Genomic DNA, 21,968 nt, shown 5'->3' with positions numbered 1-21,968 from the left:
CGGGAAGCGGGCAGAAGGGAGCGAGCCGACGGCACCGCATTAACGGCACCGCAACCGCCCTAGTCTAGCAGCAACCGTCGGGGCCGGGGAGCCAGTGGGGAGTGCCCAGTACTCGGTACTCCCAGATCCCAATCTGAAACCGATCCCCCCACACCCACATTTCCTGCGTTGTGGTTGACTTTGGAGGCGTGATGGGTTCGAACTAATGCATGGAAATCGATCGACAACGCATTCAAGACGACTTGCGGGGCATCGTGCGCGGCGACGTGCTGTGCGATGCCGTGTCGACGACGCTGTACGCCACCGATGCGAGCATTTATGAAATCCAGCCGGTCGGCGTGGTGCGGCCGCGCTCGGCCGCCGATGTGGTCGCGCTGGTGCAGTATGCCGGCGAGCAGGATTTGCCGATCCACCCGCGCGGCAGCGGCAGTGGTGTGGCGGGGGAGTCGGTCGGCCCGGGATTGGTGGTCGATTTTTCGCGCTACATGCGTCGGATGCAATTCGATCCGCTCAAGTCGCTCGCGACGGTGCAAGCAGGGCTGCCGATCGCGGAACTCAATCGCAATCTAAAACCACTGGGTCGCTGGTACGGACCGGACCCGGCAACTCGCAGCATCACGACGATGGGCAGCGTGCTGGCGATCAACGCTTCGGGCAGCCACTACCTGCGCAGCGGGTCGGCCCGCGACAACATCGAGTCGCTGCGTTTCGTCACCGTGGACGGCGAATTGTTGGACGTCTCGAAGCATCATCCCAACGATCCGGGAACGGTAGGCCGACTGGCCCGTGGGTTGTTGGAGATTCAGACGCAATATCAAGACTGTTTGGAAAAATTAAAAAGCGCGCCACCGGCCCGTGGCGGCTATCGGTTTGATGGCCTGGTCGACGACCTGGGGCGAGTCGATTTGGCGAAGTTTCTGGTGGGGACACAGGGAACGCTGGGGCTGATCGTGGACGCCACGGTTCAGACGGAGCCGATTCCGAAGCACCGTGGGGTCGTGATGCTGTTCTTCCATCGCTTGGAATCGGCGGCGCGGTGCGCGGTGCGGTCGCTGGGTTATGGACCGGTTGCGTGCGACCTGATGGGGCGGCGGTTGCTGGGGATCGCGCGCGAAACCGAGCGGCAATTTGAAGAGGTCTTGCCGCAGGAGGCCGAAGCGATGCTGTTGCTGGAGCTTCAGGGGGACTCGCTGGCCGAATTGACCGACCGCATTGAGATCCTGCGTGATGACTTATCGCGTGGACCGGACGCCGCATTCGTCGCCAATTCGGCCACCGACCAGGCGACCCGAGACCAGTTCTGGGCGTTGTGCCGTCGCGTCACGCCCCGGCTGAGTCGTTTGAAGGGCCCGGGGATGCCGATCCCATTCACCGAGGACATCGCGGTGCCGGCGGCGACGTTGCCGGAGGCATTGGCGGCGATTCAAAAGACGTTGCGAGACAACGAATGCACGGCCACGGTGTTTGCCCATGCCGGCCATGGTCATCTGCATGTGCGGCCGTTTGTCGATTTGTCGTCCGCCGCCGAACGCAAGAAGATCCGTCGGGTCGCCGAACAGGTGGCCGAAGTCGTTTGGCAATTCAACGGGCACGTCAGTGTCGAGCATGCCGCCGGGCTCAGCCGCAGCGCCTTGTTGCCCAAGCAGTTCGGTGAGTTCTGGCCGGCGATGGGGCAGGTCAAGCGGCTGTTCGATCCACATCATCGGTTGAACCCGGGAAAGCTGTTCGGGGCCGTCCTGCAACAGCCCAACGAAAACATTCGTCCGATCGGTGAGACGATCGAAGTCACCTCGGAAACGCGGACGCTGATCAAGGCCGCCGATCGGATCGTGCAGGCCGCGCGGATTCAAAACACCGCCGTTCCCGAATTGCCGGTCCTGCAACAGTGGTCGCCCGGCGAGATGATTGACGTGGTGGCCGAGTCGTGTAACGGGTGCGCACGCTGCAGAACGACGGCGAGTTCCGAGCGGCAATGCCCGGTGTTTCGCACCACGCGGAGCGAAGAGGCATCACCGCGTGCCAAGGCGAATTTGTTGCGCGGCGTGTTGAGCGGCAAGATCGATGTCGAAACGCTCACCGGCGATCGCGCCAAAGCGGTCGCGGACTTGTGTTTCAATTGCCATCAGTGCCGATTGGAGTGTCCGGCCAGCGTGGACATCCCAAAAATCGTCGGCGAATTGAAGGCCCAGTATGTGGCGACCAACGGGCAACCGCTGTCGGACCGATTGATCTGCCGGCTCGATCTCATCGCGGCGATCGGCTCTCGCTTTCCTTGGTTTTCCAATCTGTTGATCCGCAACGGGCTCTCCCGCTGGCTGGCCGACAAGTTGTTCGGGTTGTCGGCATCGCGCGAATTGCCGCCGATCGCATCGGGCAGCTTCATGCGGTATTCCGCACGCCGCCGTTGGACCAAGCAGCCGGCCGGCGATGGCGCCAAGGTGCTTTATTTTGTGGACCATTACGCGAACTATCACGATCCCGACCTCGGTCGCGCGTTAGCCGAGATCTTGCAACAAAACGGGATCGCGATTTACGTCCCCACGTCACAGTCCGGCAGCGGCATGGCGCGGATCACGGCGGGGGATTTGAAAGGTGCACGCCGCATCGCCCGCAGGAACGTGCGGATGTTGGCCGAGGCGGTTCGATCGGGCTACCAGATCGTCGCCACCGAACCGGCGGCGGTGCTCTGTTTGAAACACGAGTACCCCAGCCTGCTCGACGATGAAGACGCCCATCTGGTGGCCAAAAACTCGTTCGAAGCCTGTGAGTTTCTACGTGACCTGCACGCCGACGGAAAACTGGATCGCGAGTTTCAAGCCATCGACCTGGATTTCGCCTACCACCGGCCCTGCCATTTGCGTGTCTTGGATCCAGACATCGCGTCGATCGAATTGTTGAAATTGATTCCCGGCTTGGGTGTTCAACATGTCGAAGCCGGATGCAGCGGGATGGCCGGAACCTGGGGATTGCAGCGAAAGAACTACCGCAATAGTCTGCGAATCGGTTGGCCGATGATTTCCGCCTTGCGGCACAGCGGGGCGCAACTTGCGTGCACCGAATGCAGCGCCTGTAAAATGCAGATCCAACACGGGACCGACCTCCAGACCGTTCACCCACTCAAGCTGCTCGCCTATGCCTATGGCCGATTGCCGAAGGTCGGCGAGGAACTCGGATTGCTACCCGGATGACTTCCACAGCCCCGTTGCGTATTCTGCTGTTTGCCGGTGTCCGAGATGCCGCCGGTTGCGACGTCGCGAACGTCACGGTCGATGATCCCGTCACTGCGGCGAAAGTCATCGAGACCGTGGCGGCCCAGATCCCCGCGGCGGCCCCGCTGATCGGCGTCAGCCGGCTGGCCGTTGATGGCCAGTACGTCGCCCCAGATCACGTGATCGATTGCTCCGACGTGGAACTCGCGTTGATCCCGCCGGTCAGCGGCGGTTAGCCGAACCACGCAGCGACGTTGTCACGCGGACGGCGGTTCGAGCCGGCTTTCATTTCCCGGAAACGTTCGATGATTTTCATTCGCCTTGTTCAGACACCGATCGAACTTGTCGATTGGTCGTCCAAAATTGATGATCCGGATACCGGGGCGCACGCCTGGTTCGCCGGAGTGACGCGTCGAAAAACAACGACGGCTTCGGGGGCCGTCCGGATCACCAAGACGCTTCATTACCAGGCCCATCAATCGATGGCCGAAGCTCAACTGCGGCAACTCGCCGAACAAGCGAAACAACGGTATTCCCTGGCCGCCGTGGTGATCGTGCATCGGTTGGGTGAAGTTCCGATCGGCCAGGCGAGTGTCTTGGTCGGATGCAGCAGCGCCCATCGCAGCGACGCCTTCGCCGCCCTGCCGTGGATCATGGATCGATTGAAAGCGGACGTGCCGATTTGGAAACGGGAAACCTACATGGACGAATCGACCGAGTGGATTCACCCATGAATCGTCGCATCTACCTGGACCACGCCGCGACGTGTTTTCCCAAGTCCGCGGTCGTGCTCGACGCGATGCACGCGTTCTCAATACGCGATGAAGCCGCCGCTGGTCGGGGAGCGTACCGGGCCTCGCGAAACGCCGGCGAGATCATCGCTCGGTTGCGGCGCGAAATTGCGGCCTGGATCGGCGCCGCCAGCGACCAAGAAATCTCGCTTCACACCGGCGGCACGGCAGCCTTGAACGCCGCGCTGTTGGGGATGCTACGCCCCGGCGATCACGTCGTGACCACCGCGGCCGAGCACAACAGCGTGCTGCGTCCCCTGCAGCACTTGGTCGCCAACCAAACCATCACCTGGACCGTCGTGCCGGTCGACGCGCATGGTCAAGTCAATGCAGCGGATGTCATCGCGGCCATCACGCCGAAGACACGGATGGTGTCGATCGTTCATGCCGCCAATGTCAACGGAGCGCGGCAGCCGGTCGAAGAAATCGGGCGTCGGCTGCACGGTCAGTTCGCCGGTGCTGACAAGCCGCTGATGATGAGTGATGCGGCGCAAACGTTTGGTCATTTTCCGCTGAGCGTCTCCCAAGCTCAGCTCGATGTGCTGGCCGCTCCCGGACACAAGGGCGGCGCCGGACCGTTGGGAACCGGGTTCTTGTATGTCCGTCGCGAGGTCCAGGATCGGATTGTTCCGACGGTGTTTGGGGGGACCGGGACGCGTTCAGAATCGCTGGAGATGCCGCGGGAGTATCCGGCCAGTTTCGAGGCCGGCAACATGAACGTTCCGGCCTATGCCGGATGGTTGGCCGGCTTGCGCAGCCGCTGCGACGGTTCCCCACCCTCGCTGGTGCTGGAGCGTTCGCGAACCGTGCTGGCGGAACTGGCGGCCGAACTCTACCGGGGACTGGAGTCAATCCACGGCGTTCGCGTGGTCGGTCGTCCCCACGATCCGGTGTTGCCGGTGGCCAGCATCGCGATCGATGGTTTGCCGGCCGCCGACGTCGCAATGATTCTAGACAGTGAATTCGGAATCGAAGTCCGGTCGGGATTGCACTGCGCTGCGTTGATCCACGAGGCGATCGATTCGCCGCCCGATGGAACCGTGCGGATCAGCTGCGCCGAATCGACGACGACGGAGGAGTTGGCATGTTTGTTCAATGCGTTGGCGGAACTGTGTCGGTGATGCTGTGCATCACATTCTGAAACGTCCCTGAGACCGATCGGCGTCCAACGGGCGTAATGAATCAAATAGGATGGCGTTCAGCGAGAATTGTCGGAAAAGAGCGTCGACTTGTCTGACGGAACCGGCACCGAATCCACTTCATTTTCTTGTCACCCATTTCACTCGCCGAAGACAACGGCCTGGTAGAGGTGGAAGGTTCCTTTGCCGTCCAAACCGATCCGGATGTATTGCGCCTTGGTGCCGGCGGGGAAATCGATCATCCACTCGCCCTTGAGTTTGTCGGCTTTCCAAACCTGGTCGTACGACTGGCCATCCATGCTGACCCAGACCGTCAGCCCTTCGGCTCGGGAGTAGAACTGCTGGGACAAACGGTTTCGCAGCAACAAGTGTTTGAGCGTCGCGGCTTCCTTCAGCCGAATGGTGACCGAGGGCGACTGCACGTCGTGGTCGCTGTGGAAGGCGAAATCGAATCCCTCGCGGCCCACGGGAGTCAGCAACAGGTGGGGGTCGGAGTTCCAAGTGCCGTTGCCAAAATTCCGTCCCAGTTTGATGGCTGCATCATGAGAAATTTCCGACACTCCATTGTGCGACCGCAGTTTCGGCTCGGTGCGGTACTTGGCACTCGTCCATCCGCCACGCTGTGACACCTTACTGATCGCACGTTGCGAGGAGAGGTAGGCGAGCAGGTCCAACACTTGGATCGGCGCGATCTGTTTGACCAATCCTTCGGGCATCGAGCTGGCCTTCATCGGTTTTTCGATTTCGATGTCGTCCAGGGGGATATCGACCTGTTTTCCGTTGGCGATCCCCAGCGACAGGGTGTCATCGGTTTTTGCGATCACAAATCCGTTGAAGGTATCGCCGTCGACGGTCAGGATATTGACCGTCTCGTAGCCTTTGCTGATCTCGGCATTGGGCATCACGATCGAGCGGATGATTTTTTCTTTGTCGAATCGCGATCCGATATCGGACAGGTCCGGTCCGAATTTTTTGCCCAACTCACCGATCTGGTGACAGGCCGAGCAGACTTGTTTGAACACGTCTTCCCCGCGACCGGCGTTTCCACCGCGCAGGCCGGCCAGGGTTTTGATGGCCGCGGTTCGGTCCGCGTCGGATGCATCGACGTCATCGGCGATTTCGAGCGGAATGACGGCCGCGCCGCCGGGGCCGGCCATGCGTTGGAATCGCAAGAAGTACTGTTGCGCCTGTTCGGAACTCTTGGCCAAGAAATTGTCGGATTTTTGAGCTTCCGACCACGCGGGCTCCAACGCGTACAACGTGTGTTCGAGCGTGTAATCGATCCAGTAGTCGACCGGATGATCGGTCACCGCCAACGCCAGTTCGGTCGCATCGGGGGTTTCTAGAAAGCTGATGCCACGCAGGGCTTCCAGCCGAACGCGCGGGTGCGGATCGGAGGTTGCCGCGGCCAGATAGTCGTGGGCGGCGTCGATTCGCAGGATTTCGTTGGTGACGGTGTGGATGGCCGCGGCGCGGGCTCGATAGTCGTTCGAGGCCAAGATGCGGTCGATCAAATCCGTGTCGACGCTGCGAAAGCTTTCTTGAATCCACATCGCTTCACACAGCCGTCGCGGGTCCTTCGTGTCGGCGATCCAGTTCGCAATCGCTCGAAACACTTTGTCTTGTGGGCGGTCACGCAAGACGCGTCGCACGCGATAGCGGGTGCGCAGTTCCGGCACCAACAGCTGATCGAGCAACTCGGCTTCGCTGAGTTCGGTCAAATCGAAGATCGGCAAAAGCGGTTTGTTCTGGTTGACCAGACGATAGACACGGCCGTGCGTGTGGTCGCGGTTCGGGTCCCGTTGCGAGTATTGCATGTGACCGATCAGCGCGTTGCACCAATCGCCGAACCAAACCGCTCCATCGGGTCCGATTTTGGGATCGACGGGGCGAAAGATCATGTCGGTCGAGGACAGCAGGTCGGCGACCCGTTCGCCCTCGTAGCCGGCACCGTCGCTCTCGTAGCGAAGATTGAATCGCGGCATGCCGTGCATGTTGATCACGCAGGCATAAATGAATTGGCCTTGCAGCTCGTCGGGCAGATGTCGTGACAACAGGAACTCGTTGCCGACGGCCGGACGCATGCCCTCGTTATCAAAGACCGGTCGGAGCGTCTTGCGGGTCTCCACCTCTTTGCCGGCCAAGGGGGCGATCCAATGCTGTTTCGCGTTCGTCCCGTCGCCGACAATCCCGTTGCCCCACTCGTCAAAGACCAGGCACCAGGGGTTGCCGTAACCGGGTGTGCGATAGTGGAGGACACGTTGCGAGATCGGGTCAAAGACATACGCACCGGCGGTGCTTTTGTTGCGGAACGGACCCCAAGGCGTTTCCAGCGTGGTCGACAGCGAGACGCCTTCGAGCATGTGCAGCTGGCCGCCGTGAGAAAACTCCCAGGCGCCCATGGTGTGGTGCGTGTCATCGGTGGCGATGCCGTCGATCAATTGAATCACTTCATCGGCCTGGTCATCACCGTCGGTGTCCTTGAGAAACAGAATCCGCGGTTCGTCCACCACCAGAACGCCGCCGTCATAGAACTCGAATCCGGTCGGACAGATCAGCTTGTCGTAGAACGTTTTGCAGACGTCGGCTTTGCCATCGCCGTCGGTATCTTCGAAGATCAACAGTCGGTCATTCGGCGGCGCCGCGCCCGGTTGCCATTGCGGATAGTTGGCCATGCACGAGACCCACAAGCGGCCCTCGGCGTCGAAGGCGATTTGATTGGGGTTGGCCAGCTCGGGGAATTCACGTTCGGACGCGAACAGTTGGACTTCCATCCCGTCGGGAACCGTCATCATGTCGATCGATTCTTCGGGCGTCGGATAAACGAGTTCTTCGGGCTCTCGCATCTTGCGAAAGTTCTCGTCACGCGTTCCGAACATCGTTTCGGGGGTGACGACCTCGCCGGTGCCGGAGTCGTCTGGCCGGTCGGCGACGGGTTTGCCCTGGGCCAAATCCCAAATGTACTGATCCCGTACGGCGACCATCTCTCGAATCTTGCGGTATTCGCTCGGAAAGGTTTCGGTGTCCCAGGTGCGACGGCCGCCGTAAACGTACCAGCCGTTGAGCATGCGGTAGTCTTGGAGATGGAGCCACGATTTGTCGTTGACCCACTTTTGCACCAATTGGAACCGGTCGTCGTCGAACGATTGCGAACCGCTGAAGAGCGCGCGATCGAGCAATTGCGAGACCCAGCGGTCGCCGTGTTCGTTCAGATGCAATCCGTTGATCGTGTATTGGGTTCCCGGTTCGGCGTCAAAGGCTGCTTTGGATTCGGTGAACAGGTCGACAAACGGCAGGTTTTCTTCGGTCGCGAGTCTTTCGATGGCGTCGCGGTAGATTTTTAACGCCGCGTTTCGCTCGCCGGCATCGGGATGCAGGGGATGGCCGGTGGATTCAAATGCGATCGGGCTGACGAGTACGAATTGTGCCGTGCCGCCGGAGTAGGCCGCGTTCATCTGGGACAAGAAGTCGCGATAGGCGGCCTCGAATGCGGCGACGGTCGCGTCGTCCGTGCCGGCGTACGACTCGTTGGCACCAAAGAAACACAGGTAGGCCTCGGGGCTGAAGACGGCGAGTGGGTCGTCGATCTTGGTGTAGCTGCCCGGCCGCTGGCGATTGCCGACTTCGTCAGCCGGCCAACAGAAATTCCGGAATCGGATGTTCGTTCCGGCGTGTCGCAACTGCAGTCGGGTTTCAAAATTTCCGTACAAATTCATCCGCTCGCCGAGCGAGTTGCCGACCATTGCCAGCTTGATACCCTCACGCAGTCGCAGCGCAGGGGACTCCGCCGATGCGATCAGGGGCGTGGCAACAAGCTGGCATGCGGCCAGGACGACGAAAAGGGATGCCGAGAGAGAGCCGAGACGTCTCATAGGGAACCTGGAGATGGGAAATCGGGGGTGGAAATCCGAGTCAAGAACCACGCTTGACCGACCGCCGGCGGTACGGTGGGCTGAAGGTGCCGCGGAAAGGGATTCAGGTACCAAAAATGCGACGCACCTGTTGAGCCACTAATTGTCGGTACCTGACCGCTTTTTCGTTCCAGTATAACCGGCAGCGGAAAAAAATCGTCACCCAGATGGACACCGCGATTTCAATCGTCCGGCCTGGTGATCTGAAATTCGGCCAGATCCGTCGAATCGGCATGCGGTTGCCGCTTACAGTTGGCGAACGCTGGCGTATGGTTGAGTCAATCAGGCGATTGACAGCCTTGACAGGATGCAGCGGGTAGACTGACCCTGACTACCGGCTGACCGTCCGATTGAGACAACGCGGTTTGTCGACACCGATCCGAGCGGACTGATCTCGGTAGTTTTCATACTTCAGTGCAAGGAAACACGGCCAACGATGGAGTCTGTTGAGGTTCCCGGTCATCAACAAGAGAGATCACTTCAGCGTCGGGAAATCGGCAAGTCGCTCGCGGTCGGAGTTTTCGCGGCGGGAATGCTGGCGGTTTCGCTGGTCGTCGCTACCGGGATTCAAGCCGGCAGGTCCCCGGCCGAGCGCGCCGCGACCAGCTTGGTGATGCCGATTGCGTTGATCTGGCTGCTGTTGTTCGCCGGCACGATTGCATGTTTCGTCCGCAGACGTGTCCCGCTGGCGACCCTGTTTGCGATCGCCTGGTTGACCGTGGGGATTGCGTTTAATGGCTCGGTCGCCGGCCGATTCTTGCGTTCGCTGGAGTATCCTGCGGCGTCCGATCCGGCAGCGAATTTGGAGTCGACGCTGGATGCGGTGGTGTTGCTCGGCGGTTACGCCGCCGACAATCGCTTCGACGTTCCCCAGCTTGGCAACGACGGTCAGCGGCTGTTGTTGGCCGCCCAGCTCTGGCACGCGGGCAAGACGAAAACGCTGATCAGCACCGGAACGGCAACCGGTGATGCCCGGGATCCGTCGCTGATCGGGCGTGAATTGTTGACGTCTATCGGGGTTCCCGATCACGTCATTTTTGAGGTGCCGGGCTTCAACACCGATGCGGAAATGGTGCATTTGAAGGCCTTTTTTGAGGATCCGCCCGAGGCGTGGCTGGAGCTCGTCGGCTGGACGAGGGCCCCCTCTGACACGGACCGGCAGGCGGGTGGGCCGTCGATCGGGTTGGTCACCTCCGCCGTTCATCTGTCCCGGGCCATGCGATTGGCGGACAAGCGGGGGCTGACGTTCACCCCGCTGGGCTGCGATTTCAATGGCCGGCCGGCGGGCCGGTTCGAGTTCCGCGATTTGATCCCCTCGTCCGGCGCCGGGAAAGCGTTTGCGGTCGCATTTAAAGAGCAACTGGCGCGAATTGTGGGAAGGTGAAAGGGGGGGGAGTAATGCCCGCAAAACTCGTGATCACGCGAGATTTCGATTGGGATTTTACTTGTCACACCCGTAGAATGAGGTAGCAACAAACCATTGGGGCCTCTTGCGAGGTGTCATGGAGCCGCTCAATGGGCGTTTTACGGCAAATTGAGCGGGCGGAGATCCGCCAGAACGGATATTTTGATCCACCAGATTGACATGACTTTGAGAAAAGAGCGGGCAATTGGCGAGTTTGGAGTCCTTCGGTGACATTTGTCGCCAACTTGCTCCCCCTTGGGGTGTGACGGGACCGTCCAGGCGTAGTGACAGTATCTATGTCTGTGTGCGAATTTCGGTCATACTCCCATCCGCTCGAAATTAGTAGCAAAACACGCTCCAGGACGGATCGAGTTCCAAACTGGTGGTGTGGGGGCGGTGAATGGCTGCAAGCCGACATTGTTGTTTTGGAGACGGACGTTCCGGCAGGAGCGAACGGAAAGGGACGACGATGTGGCAGGATGCCGAGTGGTCACGAGGTTGTCCGGTTCGCCAGCCTGGTGCAGGTGAGACGAGCAGCAAGTAGAGAGAAAAGGGGTGTGGTTGGACAACAACCTAGAACGCCCAAGCATTTGTAATTTCACTTTTCTGGCCCCGCGAATTGAATTCCCCCCTACTGAAGTAAGTGGGAGCGTTCGCGGGGTACAGAGAACCCGAACCCCTGGAATCAGAAAGGAGATTCTATGAGTAAGAATCTATTAGTGGTCGACGACCATTTGGTCATTCGGATGGGCCTGAAGGCGATGTTGGAAGGGACCGATTTGGTCGTCGCCGAAGAAGCCTGTAACGCGGCGGAAGCCTTGGCGGCCGTCGAGCGATCGGTACCGGATTGTGTGTTGATGGACATTCGCATGGACGGCGGCGACGGTCTGAACACGCTGGGACGATTGAAACTCGATCACCCCGACCTGCCGATCGTCCTTTATTCGGCTTACGACAATCCGACCTACATCGCCCGTGCGGTAGCCCTCGGAGCCGCCGGCTACGTGCTCAAGTCGGCACCGCGTGACCGATTGATCGATGCCTTGAACACGGCCGCGAGCGGTGAATCGGCATGGACCCGCGAAGAGCTGCGCCGCGTCACCGGTGCACTGGCGACGCCGCGATTGAGCCAAGAATTGGACGTCCCGTTGACGCATCGCGAAAGCGAAGTGCTTCGTCAGATGGCTCAAGGCTTGACCAACAAAGAGATCGCCAAGATGCTTGGCATCAGCTACGAGACGGTCAAGGAACACGTCCAGCACATCTTGCGCAAGATCGGCGTGACCGACCGTACGCAAGCGGCTGTCTGGGCCGTACGAAAGAACTTGGTTTGACGCCGACGCCAAACCCTCGAGCCTCAAACGGCCGTCTTTGCCGATGCAAGACGGCCGTTTTTTTATTGGCCGTTTCGCCAGCGATGACTGGCCGCTCGGTACACCGTCTTTGCACCCAACTGCTGCGCGAGCTGGTCGACGACTTGATCGACCTTTCGTTCGGCTTGCTTTTGCTGCGGGTCGTCGAATAGGGAGAGTTGGACAGGGCGATCCGATGAAATCAGCGAGCCGAGCGACACGCCGAGCAGCCGCACCGCCCGTGGCTCTGTGCGTCTCATCTGGTCCAGTAATTCAGTGACGACTTGGATGATTTCGCCGGTCAGCTCGGTGGGCGCTTCCAGGGTCCGTGATTTGGTGAACGTCTTAAAATCTTCACGCCGATATTTTAAAGTGATCGCGCCCGTTTTGCGTTTGCTCTCACGCAGCCGCATCGCCGTTTGTTCGCACAGAAAACACGCGACCCCGTGCAACAGATCCGCATCGGTCTGGTCGTCTGAAAACGTCCGCTCGTGGCTGATCTGTTTGGCATGGCGGTCCGGCACGACGGCGCGGGCGTCGACGCCGTTGGCCAATTGCCAGAGATGGTTTCCCCAATCACCGAGATGGGACACGAGCAGCGTGGGATCGTAGCGGCGGATGTCTCGAATCGTTCTCAGCCCCAAGCGGTGCAGCCGATGCTGCCCGACCGAGCCGACGCCCCAAAGTTTTTCAACCGGCAGCGGGTCCAAGAACGTTATCAATTCTGACTCGCCGACGACGACAAACCCGTTCGGTTTGTCCAAATCGCTGGCAATCTTGGCGACGAACTTTCGCGGCGCGATTCCGACGCTGGCGGTCAGTTGCAGCTCGTCTTGAATCGCATCCTTGATTCGACGCCCGATCGTCTCGGCATCGCCATGCAAACGCTCGGTGCCGGAAACATCCAGAAACGCTTCATCCAGAGACAACGGTTGGATGATCGGCGTGAACCGACCAAAGATCTCACGAACCTGTCGACCCACATCGACATAATGAGACATCCGGCCACGGACGAAGACCGCATGCGGGCAGAGCTCGGCGGCACGACGGCCCGGCATCGCGCTGTGGATCCCGTACTCGCGGGCTTCATAGCTGGCCGCCGCCACCACCCCACGCCCCGTCTTGCTGCCCCCGACGACCACCGGTTGGCCCTTCAGTTCCGGGTGATCGCGTTGTTCGATCGACGCATAAAAGGCGTCCATGTCGATGTGCAAGATCATGAGATTCGACCACGAAGAATCGTCGTCTTGATCCAGCGATCGTCCCAGGCGAACATCAACGTCGAAAGCGGCTGGGGGGACTCCAACCAGGGAATGTCCGGTCGGATGACCAGTAGATCGGCGGAGCAACCGACGGCGACGCGACCGGCATCGGTCCAACCCAAAGCATCGGCGTTACCCGCGGTGATTTGGTGCCAAGCCTGAGCCGCGGTCGGGATCCACGCCGAATCATCGACCCCACGCCCCGCGGTCATCGAAACCCGTACCGCCGTTTCAATCATCGCGCGGCCGACGCGAACCATGCTGCGTTCAAACCCGGCGCCGATGTCGCTACCGAGTGTCAACGTGATTCCATGCGAAAGGTGCGAATGACGGTTCATCATCCCGCTGCCGAGAAAGGAATTGGCCGTCGGGCAGTGGGCGATGATGCCGCCTTGCCGTGCCAGACGAGTTTGTGACGCCGAATCGAGGTAGATGCCATGGCCGAAAATGCTGCGTCGCGTCGCCAGTCCGGCGGCGGTGTAGACGTCAAGATAGTCTCTGCCGCCAAAACGCTGGGCAACGGCGTCGCATTCGGCGAGCGTTTCCGCCAAATGCGTTTGAATGACGGCTCCGTGCGATGCCGCCAGTTCGCCCGCATGCTCCATCAGGGTCTCGCTGCAGGAGAGTGCAAAGCGGGGTGTGACGGCGGCTGCCATCCGCTGGTCGGCCGGAAACTGTTCCAGCGTGCGAGCGACCTCGTCGGCCAACTGCTCCGGCGGACGCAAAAGCTCCGGCGGCGCGTCCCGGTCCATCATCACTTGGCCGATCACGCCGCGAAATCCCATCTCACCAAATGCTTTCAAAGCGGCCATCGTTGCTTCATGAGCCACGGTCGCGTAGGCACAAACGCCCGTCGTTCCCACGGCCAGGCATTGTCGTGCCACCCGATCGATCATCGCTTGAGCAAAATCGAGATCGTTCCAGCGTTGTTCGGCGGGGAAGATCACTTCTCGCAGCCAGGGCAACAAACGCAATCCGGCCACACCGATGGCGTCAAATTGGGGTAGATGAAGGTGGGTGTCGATGAATCCGGGGCAAATTAGGGTATCGGGGTCGCCACGATCGACTCGGCCCGGCACGTTTCCGAATTCGACGCCGACGATTCGGTTCTCGGCAATCTCGACGACTCCCGGTCGGATCGTGGCATGCCCATCGGGCTGGGACTGCAGGATTTGGCCGCCAAGGGTGATCATCGTGACCGGATTGTTCAGTGGAGTGGAGCGATTGGGAGGCTTGATGCCGGACGTCCGTCTTTCCGAATCGGAATATCTTGCCAGGCTTGCCGAGACTTTGGGTTCGTTACTCGTTGTGGCAATCATGCCTGATGGACGGATTCGGTACCAGTATCGCGGTCAGTTTGACTGTAGGGGATGCAACGGGCACGACGATCACCAGGGATGAGCGGAGGAAGCGCTCTTGGAGTTCCGTTCTGTTTGCCGTTGACCTATGTACGCCTAAAGGTGTTGCCCGTGCACCGTTTGAAAACCGTTGTCACCCCCGTCGCCGTCGGTCTAAGGCGAGCGCTGAGTCTAAAGCTGGTCGCGGCGATTGCTGTTTCGACCGCTTGTGCCCAATCGCCACAGTATCGTCCGTCTCAGGTCGTCCCCGGCAGCGCGCCGTCGCGAATGCCGTCGATGGACGCCGAAGCCTACCAGCGGTATGTGCAGCAGTCGGTGCAGGGAACGACCGGCGCTGCTGCCAATTCGATGATTCGCACGGTGGCCGCGACCACTCCATCCACTTCGATCGGCGATTCCCCGCAACTGCGTAAACTGGCGGTGCCGGCCGCCCACGCCGACGCGATCGCGACCGCGCTCAGTCTACGCTATCAAGACTTGCCCGGCGTCACGATTTCACCCGATCCGGCGAACAGCCAATTGGTGATCATGGCTCCGGCCAAGACCCAGGCGGTGATCGCATCGCAAGTCAAAACACTCGTCGCCGGTGCGGTTCGCCAAGCATCCTCGGTGACCGCCAGCCCCGTCAGCGTGCGACTGCAGAACATTTCCTGGCGCGAGTTCGAACGCGACTTGAAGCAGGCCGCCGGACAGGATGTTCCGATGACGACCCGCAACAATGGCAACCAGGTCACGTTCCAGATGAACGTGCCGCCGATGCAGGGGACGTTGGTCGAAGTCGACCGCCGGCAAAACCAAGTCACCGTCCGGGCACCCGATCCCGCCATCCCCGGCTGGGAAAAAATGATCAGAGCTTTGGATCGAGTTCCCAATCGCTACGACGACGTCACCCAAGTGCACCGGTTGCAAAAAGCCGACATGGCACCGGTGCAACGGACCATGCGATTGCTCCGCGCACTCCGTGGCGACGGGATGTCCGATCCCAACCCCAGCGTGTTCCGCAACGCGGTGATGCAAGCCGATCAAGGCAGTGCACCGGGTCCGGGTGACCAGGGCGGATTGCCCGCCGGCGGAGAGGGGACTGCCGAAGGGGCCGGTCCGCTGGGAGACGTGCAAATCGAATATGTTCCCGAACTGGGTCAGATCATCGTCAAGGGTGCGACGCGAGACGTACAACGTGTGATGGAATTGATCAAAGAGATCGAATCCAAGGCAGAACTGACCCAGCCCGATTCGAAGGTCGTCGCGCTCGAGCACGCCGATGCCAACGCGGTCGCCGAGCTGTTGACCCAGCTTTACGACGACGTGCTGTCGACGCGTCAAGGCGACGTCAGCATCACCTCGCTGGACAGCCCCAACGCGTTGTTGTTGATCGGTCGCGCCGAAGCGATTGCGTCGTTGGAAGAATTGATCAAGAAGATCGACCAGCCCGTGGAAGAAGCCAGCCGGCTGCGTGTGTTCCGACTGCAGAACGCCTCGGCCGTGGATGCTCAAGATGCCATTTTGACCTTCTTTAGCAATCGGCCGGGGATCGAAGAAGACGTCCGCAACGGCCTGGGACCGCGTGTCCGGATTTCGGCCGACTACCGCACCAACTCGCTGATCGTCAGTGCCGCTCCGCGTGACATGACCGAGGTGACTCGGCTGATCAACGAACTCGATGTGGAAAAGACTCCGGCGACCAGTGAACTGCGAGTCTTTCCGCTCAACAACGCCGTCGCCGAAGATCTGGCCACCACGCTTCAAGACGCCTTCGCGGCCGGTGAAGTCGCCACCGCGGGCGATGCCACCGCACCCTCGACCTCGCTTTCGATCTTGACGGTCGACAGTGACGAACGACGGATGGTGGAATCCGGGATCTTGGCCGGAGCCACGATCACGGCGGAAACGAATTCGAATTCGATCGTCGTTCGCGCCCCTTCGTCGAGCATGCCGTTGATCGCCGAACTGATTCGTCAATTGGACAAAGCCCCCGGCATCGATTCGCTGGTGAAAGTGTTCACGATCGAAAACGGCGACGCGGCTCAGCTGGCGGCGTCTCTGGAGACACTGTTCGGATCCGACGCGGCCACCAGCGGAACCAGTGTCGGTGGTGCCAACGCCGCCGGATTGCCGCCGGCCACCGCGTCCTCGGACAGCTCGCTCGTGCCGCTGCGTTTCTCGACCGACATCCGCACCAACAGCATCGTGGCCAGCGGATCGTCGTCGGACTTGGAAGTCGTCGAAAGCATCTTGCTGCGACTGGACAGCGAAGGGTTTGCCGAACGGATCACCGAAGTGATTTGGCTGAAGAACAACGAAGCGACGTTGGTCGCCGCGGCGATCACCAACTACGTCAACGAGCGTCAGCAATCGCAAACCACGATCCAGCAATACCAGCAAGGCCTGGGCCCCTACGACCTTCTCGATCGCGACATCGTGGCGATCGCCGAAGAGAACTTCAACAGCATCCTGTTGAGCGTCTCGCCGCGATTGTACGAAGAAGTTCGGTTGCTGATCGAGCGACTCGACCGTCAACGCCCGATGGTGCTGATCAAAGTCTTGCTGGCCGAGGTGTCGCTGGAAGATTCCTTCGAGATCGGTACGGAACTTGGATTGCAGGACTCGTTGGCGTTCAGCCGTGGTCAAGCCGCCGGAGCCTTTGGGAACACGCTCAGCCCTGGCGATCCGGGATTTAATTTCAACGACGCGGGTGTGCAGAACTCGAACGATTTCGGACAAAACGCTTTGGCGGCCAGCACCGTGTCGACATTCGGACTTGGCCAGAGCAACCCGGCGATCGGTTATGGTGGATTCGTGCTCAACGCCGCCAGCGATTCGGTCAGTCTGCTGTTCCGCACCTTGCAAGACGCCGGCCGGGCACAGATTCTCAGCCGTCCGCAATTGATGACAGCAGACAACACCGAGTCGCTGATCAACGTCGGTCGACAGATCGCCCGGTTCCGTGGCAGCACGGTGACCAACAACACGGTGACACAGAACATCGAAGACATCACTGTCGGTCTGATTTTGAACATTCGACCGCGTGTCGGAAGCGACGGAACGATTTTGATGGATGTCAACATCACTCGGTCGGACCGTGATACCGCCAACGGGACGACCGTCCCGGACGGTGACGGAGGGACCGTTGTGATCGACGACATTGTCGACACAACGGCCCAAGTCACGCTGTCGACCATGAGTGGCCAAACCGTGATCATGGGGGGACTGATTCAAAAGCTTCGCGCCAACAGGAGTCGCCGTCTTCCTTACCTGTCCAGCATTCCGATCTTGGGCAACCTGTTCAAGTACGACTTTGAGACGGAAGAACGCAGGGAGACGTTGATCGTGTTGACGCCGATGCTGGTCACCGGCGAACAGGACTTGGAGTACATCAAGCAAACCGAGTCGAGCCGGATGAGTTGGTGCTTGGCCGATGTGGTGGAAGCTCACGGCGACGTGGGCTTGAGCGGCGGCTACGGATTGTGGGGACCGGCGATCGGCCCGACGATCTATCCCGACGTGCACCCGACGATCGACGGAGAAATCGTCGTCAGCGAACTGCCCCCGGGTGTCATCACCGACCAGAACAAGCCTGTCGTCGGTCAGCCGGCCGGCGAATCGATTCTGAATCCGACCTTCGGAACCGAAAACCTGGCACCGGCCAACCGCGGCGATTCACTGCCCGCACCGCGGCCCGACGTCAATCAGTCTTCGTTCCAAATGCCTGCAGGCATGATCGGCAGTGAAGCCGATCAGACGCTGCCGGCCGGTTGGGTCAACCAAGTTCGCCAGTAAGCGATAGCAATCAGCGTAAAAAGAGTGGGATAGGCTTTCATCCTGTCATACCTGACCCGTCAGGTCGGGAACTATCCCACCTTTTTGACCCGCACCTCAATCTCCACCCGATCCTTCACGAACGATCTGAATCGATATGTCACACACAACACGCAGCACCAAAGCATTGGCCGTCGCCGTTCTCGCTGCCGGGTCGCTCGTCGCCGGCGGATGCACCAGCCCGGCGACTCGGGGCGACTCAAAACTCGCCAACTTTTTCGAAACGCCTCAGTGGATGAAAAAGGCACCTTGGTCAAAGAACGAGGACGAGCCGCCGACTCCCTATCCCGGTCCGGTCAAAATGGCGACGACCTGGTCGCCCGATGTGCTGGTCCAAACCGGCAAGACGCCGACGCGTGGTTTCGGCGGACGATTGTTCTTCTTTGATGAAAAGACGAAGGCGGTTCCGGTCGAGGGGACGCTGACGGTGCACGGATTCGAAATCGGAACCGACGGCAACGATTCCCAGGTCAAGCCGTTTAAATTCACGCCGGAACAATTCACCAAGCACTTCAGCCAAAGTGATTTCGGCGCCAGCTACAGCATTTGGATTCCCTGGGACGCTGCCGGCGGAGAAGAAAAACGAATTTCGCTGGTTCCCACCTTCCAAACCACCGAAGGCAAGATCGTGCAGGGCAGTCCGACCAAGGTGATTCTGCCCGGTCGCAAACGCACTCACGAAGCCGGAGTGGCCAATAATTACCTGTCGCCCCAGTACCGCGGACACCAAAACGCGATCGCGCAACACGCGACGCGTCCCAGCGGTCTGGTGACCACGACGATTCGGCGTCATTCCACATCGCCGGATGCAACGTCCACGCTGCCCAGCGGCTCGTTGCAAGATCGCGTCAATGCGATCGCGGCGACGTATCGCAACGCGACCAGCGAGGGCAGCACGCCGTTTATCGATGTTCCTTCGACCGCCCCGACGTTCGCTTCACAAGCACCCGGTGTGATGCCGGCCAGTGCGGTGATGTCCGACCAGGGTGCCAACCCGGTACGATCGGCCGGCGCGGCGGTGACTGCACCGCGTCGCATCCAATCGCCCGTCGCAGGCAGCGACAGGTAACCGATGAGCCGACGTCGATCAAAAGCCGAGCAACGTCCCGATGGTCCGCCCTGGCGGGTGACCATGCACGACGTCATCTTTGAATCGGACACGCCCGCCGGTTGGGTGTTCGACGTCGGACTGCTGCTGGCGATTTTGACGAGCGTCACCGTGGTGGCGGTCGAAACGATCCCCTCGGTCGCCGAGCGGAACTGGCTGATCCTGGGCCGGTTCGAATGGTTTTTGACCGTCCTGTTCACGATCGAGTACGGCGCGCGGCTGGCCTGCGCCAAACACCCGCTACGGTACGCCGTCAGTTTCTGGGGTGTGATCGATCTGCTCAGTGTGTTGCCGACCTATGTCGGGTTCTTTTTCGTCGAAAGCGACGCAAACTCCTTCGTCATCCTTCGCAGCATTCGACTGCTCCGCGCGTTCCGCGTGCTGAAGCTGTGGCGAATGATGGACGACGCCGAAGAGTTGTCGCAAGCGATTTGGAAAGCCCGGCACAAGATCATCGTGTTCTTGATCGTCGTCTTGGTCGCCGTGACCATCAGTGGCACATTGATGTACTTCGTCGAAAACGTGATTCCGCGGATGACGCGGGGAGAATCGCCGCTGGATGATTCGGAGTTCGTCGCCAGCCAATTTGATTCCATCCCCCAGGCGATGTACTGGGCGATCGTGACGATGACGACGGTCGGCTATGGCGACATCGTCCCCAAGACCACGATCGGGAAGTTCATCTCCGCGACGTTGATTCTGCTCGGTTACAGTCTGATCATCGTGCCCAGCGGGTTTGTCACCGCCGAGCTGACGTCCAAAAAGTCCTCAGAACCCGCCCTCGAAACGAAGTGTCCACGCTGTGCGACCGCCGAACACCATGACGATGCGGTCTACTGCTATCGCTGCGGCGAAAGGCTGGCGGCAGAGGGCTGATCGGTTGCGTGCGTTTCACGATCGGTCTGGCGTCCGGGCACCCCGGTGCCATCGGAACGTGGATGCCCTGATTCATGTCACCCTCCCTGCCAGGAGGGTGACTTTAAAACTGCAAAACCACCGCTGGACATCTTGGTAAACTGCTGCTTTACCAGCGCGTCGCATCCATTGATACCGATCCTATGAAATCCGCTTTCCGAACCCTCGCCACGATCCCGTTGCTGTTCTGTTTCTGCAGCCTTGCGTCATGCGATCAGCCGCCGGCGAAATCCACCACCGGCGAAACGCCTGTTGCAACCGCGGCGATTCCCCCGATGGAACTCGGCGATGTGGATTGGCCGCGCTTGCTGGGGAAGAACTTTGACGGTGTCGCCGAAGTTTCCGGCACGGCGTTTGACTGGAGCAAAACGCCGGAGATTGCCTGGCGGCTGCCCGTCGGTGATGGGTACGGGCTCGGGTGCGTCGTCGACGGACGTTACTATCACGCCGACGCCGTCCGCAGCGACCAACCGTCCGGCGGGCGGCAGATGGTGGAGCGGTTGCGGGCGTTTGATTTAAACGATGCCAGCTTGATCTGGTCGGTCGAGCGTCCGCTGGAGTACCGAGACCTTTACGGTTACGAAACCGGTCCGCGGGGGACGCCGGCCAGCGACGGCAAATCGATCGTCACATTCGGCTGCGACGGCGAATTGTGCTGTCGCGATCTCACCGACGGCACGCTGAAATGGAGTGTCTCGACCAACAAACAATACGGCGTGGTCCAAAATTTCTTCGGCGTCGGATCCTCGCCGTTGCTGTTGGATTCGATGGTGATCGTTCCGGTCGGCGGCAGTCCCCCGGAAGACCAACAGATCGCGCCGGGGCGACTCGATCGCGTGATCCCCAACGGATCGGCGCTGGTCGCGTTTGATTTGGCCAGCGGCGACGAGGTTTGGAAATGCGGTGATGACCTGGCCAGCTACAGCAGCCCCCGTACGATGACGATCGGCGATCAAACGGTCGTGCTGCTGTATGCCCGCAATCAGTTGTTGGCCGTCGACCCCGCACTCGGCAAGGTGCTGTGGACGGTGCCGCATCGTGCGGACATGCTGGAAAGTGTCAACGCGATGATGCCGGTGGTCGACGGCGATCGTGTCTTCATCAGCGAGTGTTATCAGATCGGCAGCCGGTTGTTGAAGGTATCTGCAGAGGAGCCGACCACGCTCTGGCTGGATCCGCCCCGAAATCGTCGCGCCCAGGCGATGCGATGCCACTGGTCGACGCCGATCTTGGTGGACGGATTCCTGTATGGCTGCAGCGGACGAAACAATCCGGACAGCGATTTTCGTTGTGTCGAACTGGCCAGCGGCAAGGTGCAATGGAGCGACGATCGAGGGATGCGAACGTCGGTCACCCGCGTCGGCGAACACTTGGTCGTGTTGGACGAATACGGGCGGATCGAGATTGTGCGTCCCAATCCCGAGAAGCTGGAGATCGTGGCGGAATACGATTTCAGCGACCAGATTCGGACCCCCTGTTGGGCGGCACCGATCGTCGTCGGCAATCGAATGCTCGTCCGCGGCGACCGTCACGTCTTGTGCCTGGCGATCCCCACCCGCTGACTCGCTACACCAATCGAGTTGGGCATGTTAGGATCGGCAGAGAAAGACGCGAAAAGGGGGGCAGCAACCGTTGGTATCTAGCCTTGAGGCGATTCCGGGTCGCTGCGTCGCAGCGAGAGGGGGCGGCTTTAGCCCAATAC

13 protein-coding genes are annotated in these 21,968 nt (G+C 60.4%); 10 read left to right on the top strand and 3 right to left on the bottom strand.

The genetic code is table 11. From position 1 onward, the window contains the following. Window positions 1-209 precede the first annotated feature (209 nt). From NZK35_RS31980 to NZK35_RS31965, 4 genes are all read left to right on the top strand, one after another. The gene (locus tag NZK35_RS31980) at window positions 210-3,188 is read left to right on the top strand and encodes an anaerobic glycerol-3-phosphate dehydrogenase subunit C (protein ID WP_259636599.1); all 2,979 of its coding nucleotides are present in this window, start codon (window positions 210-212) and stop codon (window positions 3,186-3,188) included. Further along, entirely contained in the window at window positions 3,185-3,445 is a 261-nt protein-coding gene (locus NZK35_RS31975) for a MoaD/ThiS family protein (protein ID WP_259636598.1), read from the top strand. The genes NZK35_RS31980 and NZK35_RS31975 overlap by 4 nt, the downstream gene beginning before the upstream one ends. A 69-nt stretch (window positions 3,446-3,514) precedes the next feature. Then, window positions 3,515-3,943, top strand: a complete 429-nt coding sequence (locus NZK35_RS31970) for a molybdenum cofactor biosynthesis protein MoaE (RefSeq protein ID WP_259636597.1) — start codon at window positions 3,515-3,517, stop codon at window positions 3,941-3,943. Next, a complete protein-coding gene (locus NZK35_RS31965; protein ID WP_259636596.1) occupies window positions 3,940-5,121 on the top strand; it encodes an aminotransferase class V-fold PLP-dependent enzyme in 1,182 nt (393 codons plus the stop codon). Before NZK35_RS31970 ends, NZK35_RS31965 begins: the two co-directional genes overlap by 4 nt. A 158-nt stretch (window positions 5,122-5,279) precedes the next feature. Here NZK35_RS31965 and NZK35_RS31960 read toward each other — a convergent pair whose 3' ends face one another. Next, window positions 5,280-9,011: a PVC-type heme-binding CxxCH protein gene (locus NZK35_RS31960; RefSeq protein ID WP_259636595.1), complete on the bottom strand. Its 3,732-nt coding sequence runs from the start codon at window positions 9,009-9,011 to the stop codon at window positions 5,280-5,282. A 475-nt stretch (window positions 9,012-9,486) separates the two neighbouring features. On the opposite strand from NZK35_RS31960, the gene NZK35_RS31955 reads away from it, so the two are divergent. Together NZK35_RS31955 and NZK35_RS31950 are read left to right on the top strand one after the other, a co-directional pair. Beyond that, entirely contained in the window at window positions 9,487-10,434 is a 948-nt protein-coding gene (locus NZK35_RS31955; protein WP_259636594.1) for a YdcF family protein, read from the top strand. A gap of 722 nt (window positions 10,435-11,156) precedes the next feature. Next, a complete protein-coding gene (locus NZK35_RS31950; protein WP_095741090.1) occupies window positions 11,157-11,789 on the top strand; it encodes a response regulator in 633 nt (210 codons plus the stop codon). A gap of 62 nt (window positions 11,790-11,851) precedes the next feature. Here the strand turns inward: NZK35_RS31950 and NZK35_RS31945 are convergent, their stop codons facing one another. Both NZK35_RS31945 and NZK35_RS31940 read right to left on the bottom strand, forming a co-directional pair. After that, on the bottom strand, window positions 11,852-13,027 hold the full coding sequence (locus tag NZK35_RS31945; RefSeq protein WP_259636593.1) for a DNA polymerase IV: 1,176 nt from the start codon (window positions 13,025-13,027) through the stop codon (window positions 11,852-11,854). Next, window positions 13,024-14,388, bottom strand: a complete 1,365-nt coding sequence (locus tag NZK35_RS31940) for an amidohydrolase family protein (RefSeq protein ID WP_259636592.1) — start codon at window positions 14,386-14,388, stop codon at window positions 13,024-13,026. Before NZK35_RS31940 ends, NZK35_RS31945 begins: the two co-directional genes overlap by 4 nt. 150 nt (window positions 14,389-14,538) lie before the next feature. On the opposite strand from NZK35_RS31940, the gene NZK35_RS31935 reads away from it, so the two are divergent. From NZK35_RS31935 to NZK35_RS31920, 4 genes are all read left to right on the top strand, one after another. Beyond that, entirely contained in the window at window positions 14,539-18,204 is a 3,666-nt protein-coding gene (locus NZK35_RS31935) for a secretin N-terminal domain-containing protein (RefSeq protein ID WP_259636591.1), read from the top strand. Between the two features lie 136 nt (window positions 18,205-18,340). Next, window positions 18,341-19,312 carry a hypothetical protein gene (locus tag NZK35_RS31930; RefSeq protein ID WP_259636590.1) on the top strand — a complete coding sequence of 324 codons (972 nt, stop codon included), beginning with the start codon at window positions 18,341-18,343 and terminating at the stop codon, window positions 19,310-19,312. A gap of 3 nt (window positions 19,313-19,315) precedes the next feature. Next, window positions 19,316-20,227: an ion transporter gene (locus tag NZK35_RS31925; protein ID WP_259636589.1), complete on the top strand. Its 912-nt coding sequence runs from the start codon at window positions 19,316-19,318 to the stop codon at window positions 20,225-20,227. A 182-nt stretch (window positions 20,228-20,409) separates the two neighbouring features. Further along, the gene (locus NZK35_RS31920) at window positions 20,410-21,828 is read left to right on the top strand and encodes a PQQ-binding-like beta-propeller repeat protein (RefSeq protein ID WP_259636588.1); all 1,419 of its coding nucleotides are present in this window, start codon (window positions 20,410-20,412) and stop codon (window positions 21,826-21,828) included. Window positions 21,829-21,968: the final 140 nt, after the last annotated feature.

Source organism: Stieleria sedimenti, assembly GCF_025060895.1.
Taxonomy (GTDB): Bacteria; Planctomycetota; Planctomycetia; order Pirellulales; family Pirellulaceae; genus Stieleria; species Stieleria sedimenti.
Note: the sequence above shows the minus strand (reverse complement) of the source record. Positions and strands in the feature narration are given on the sequence as shown.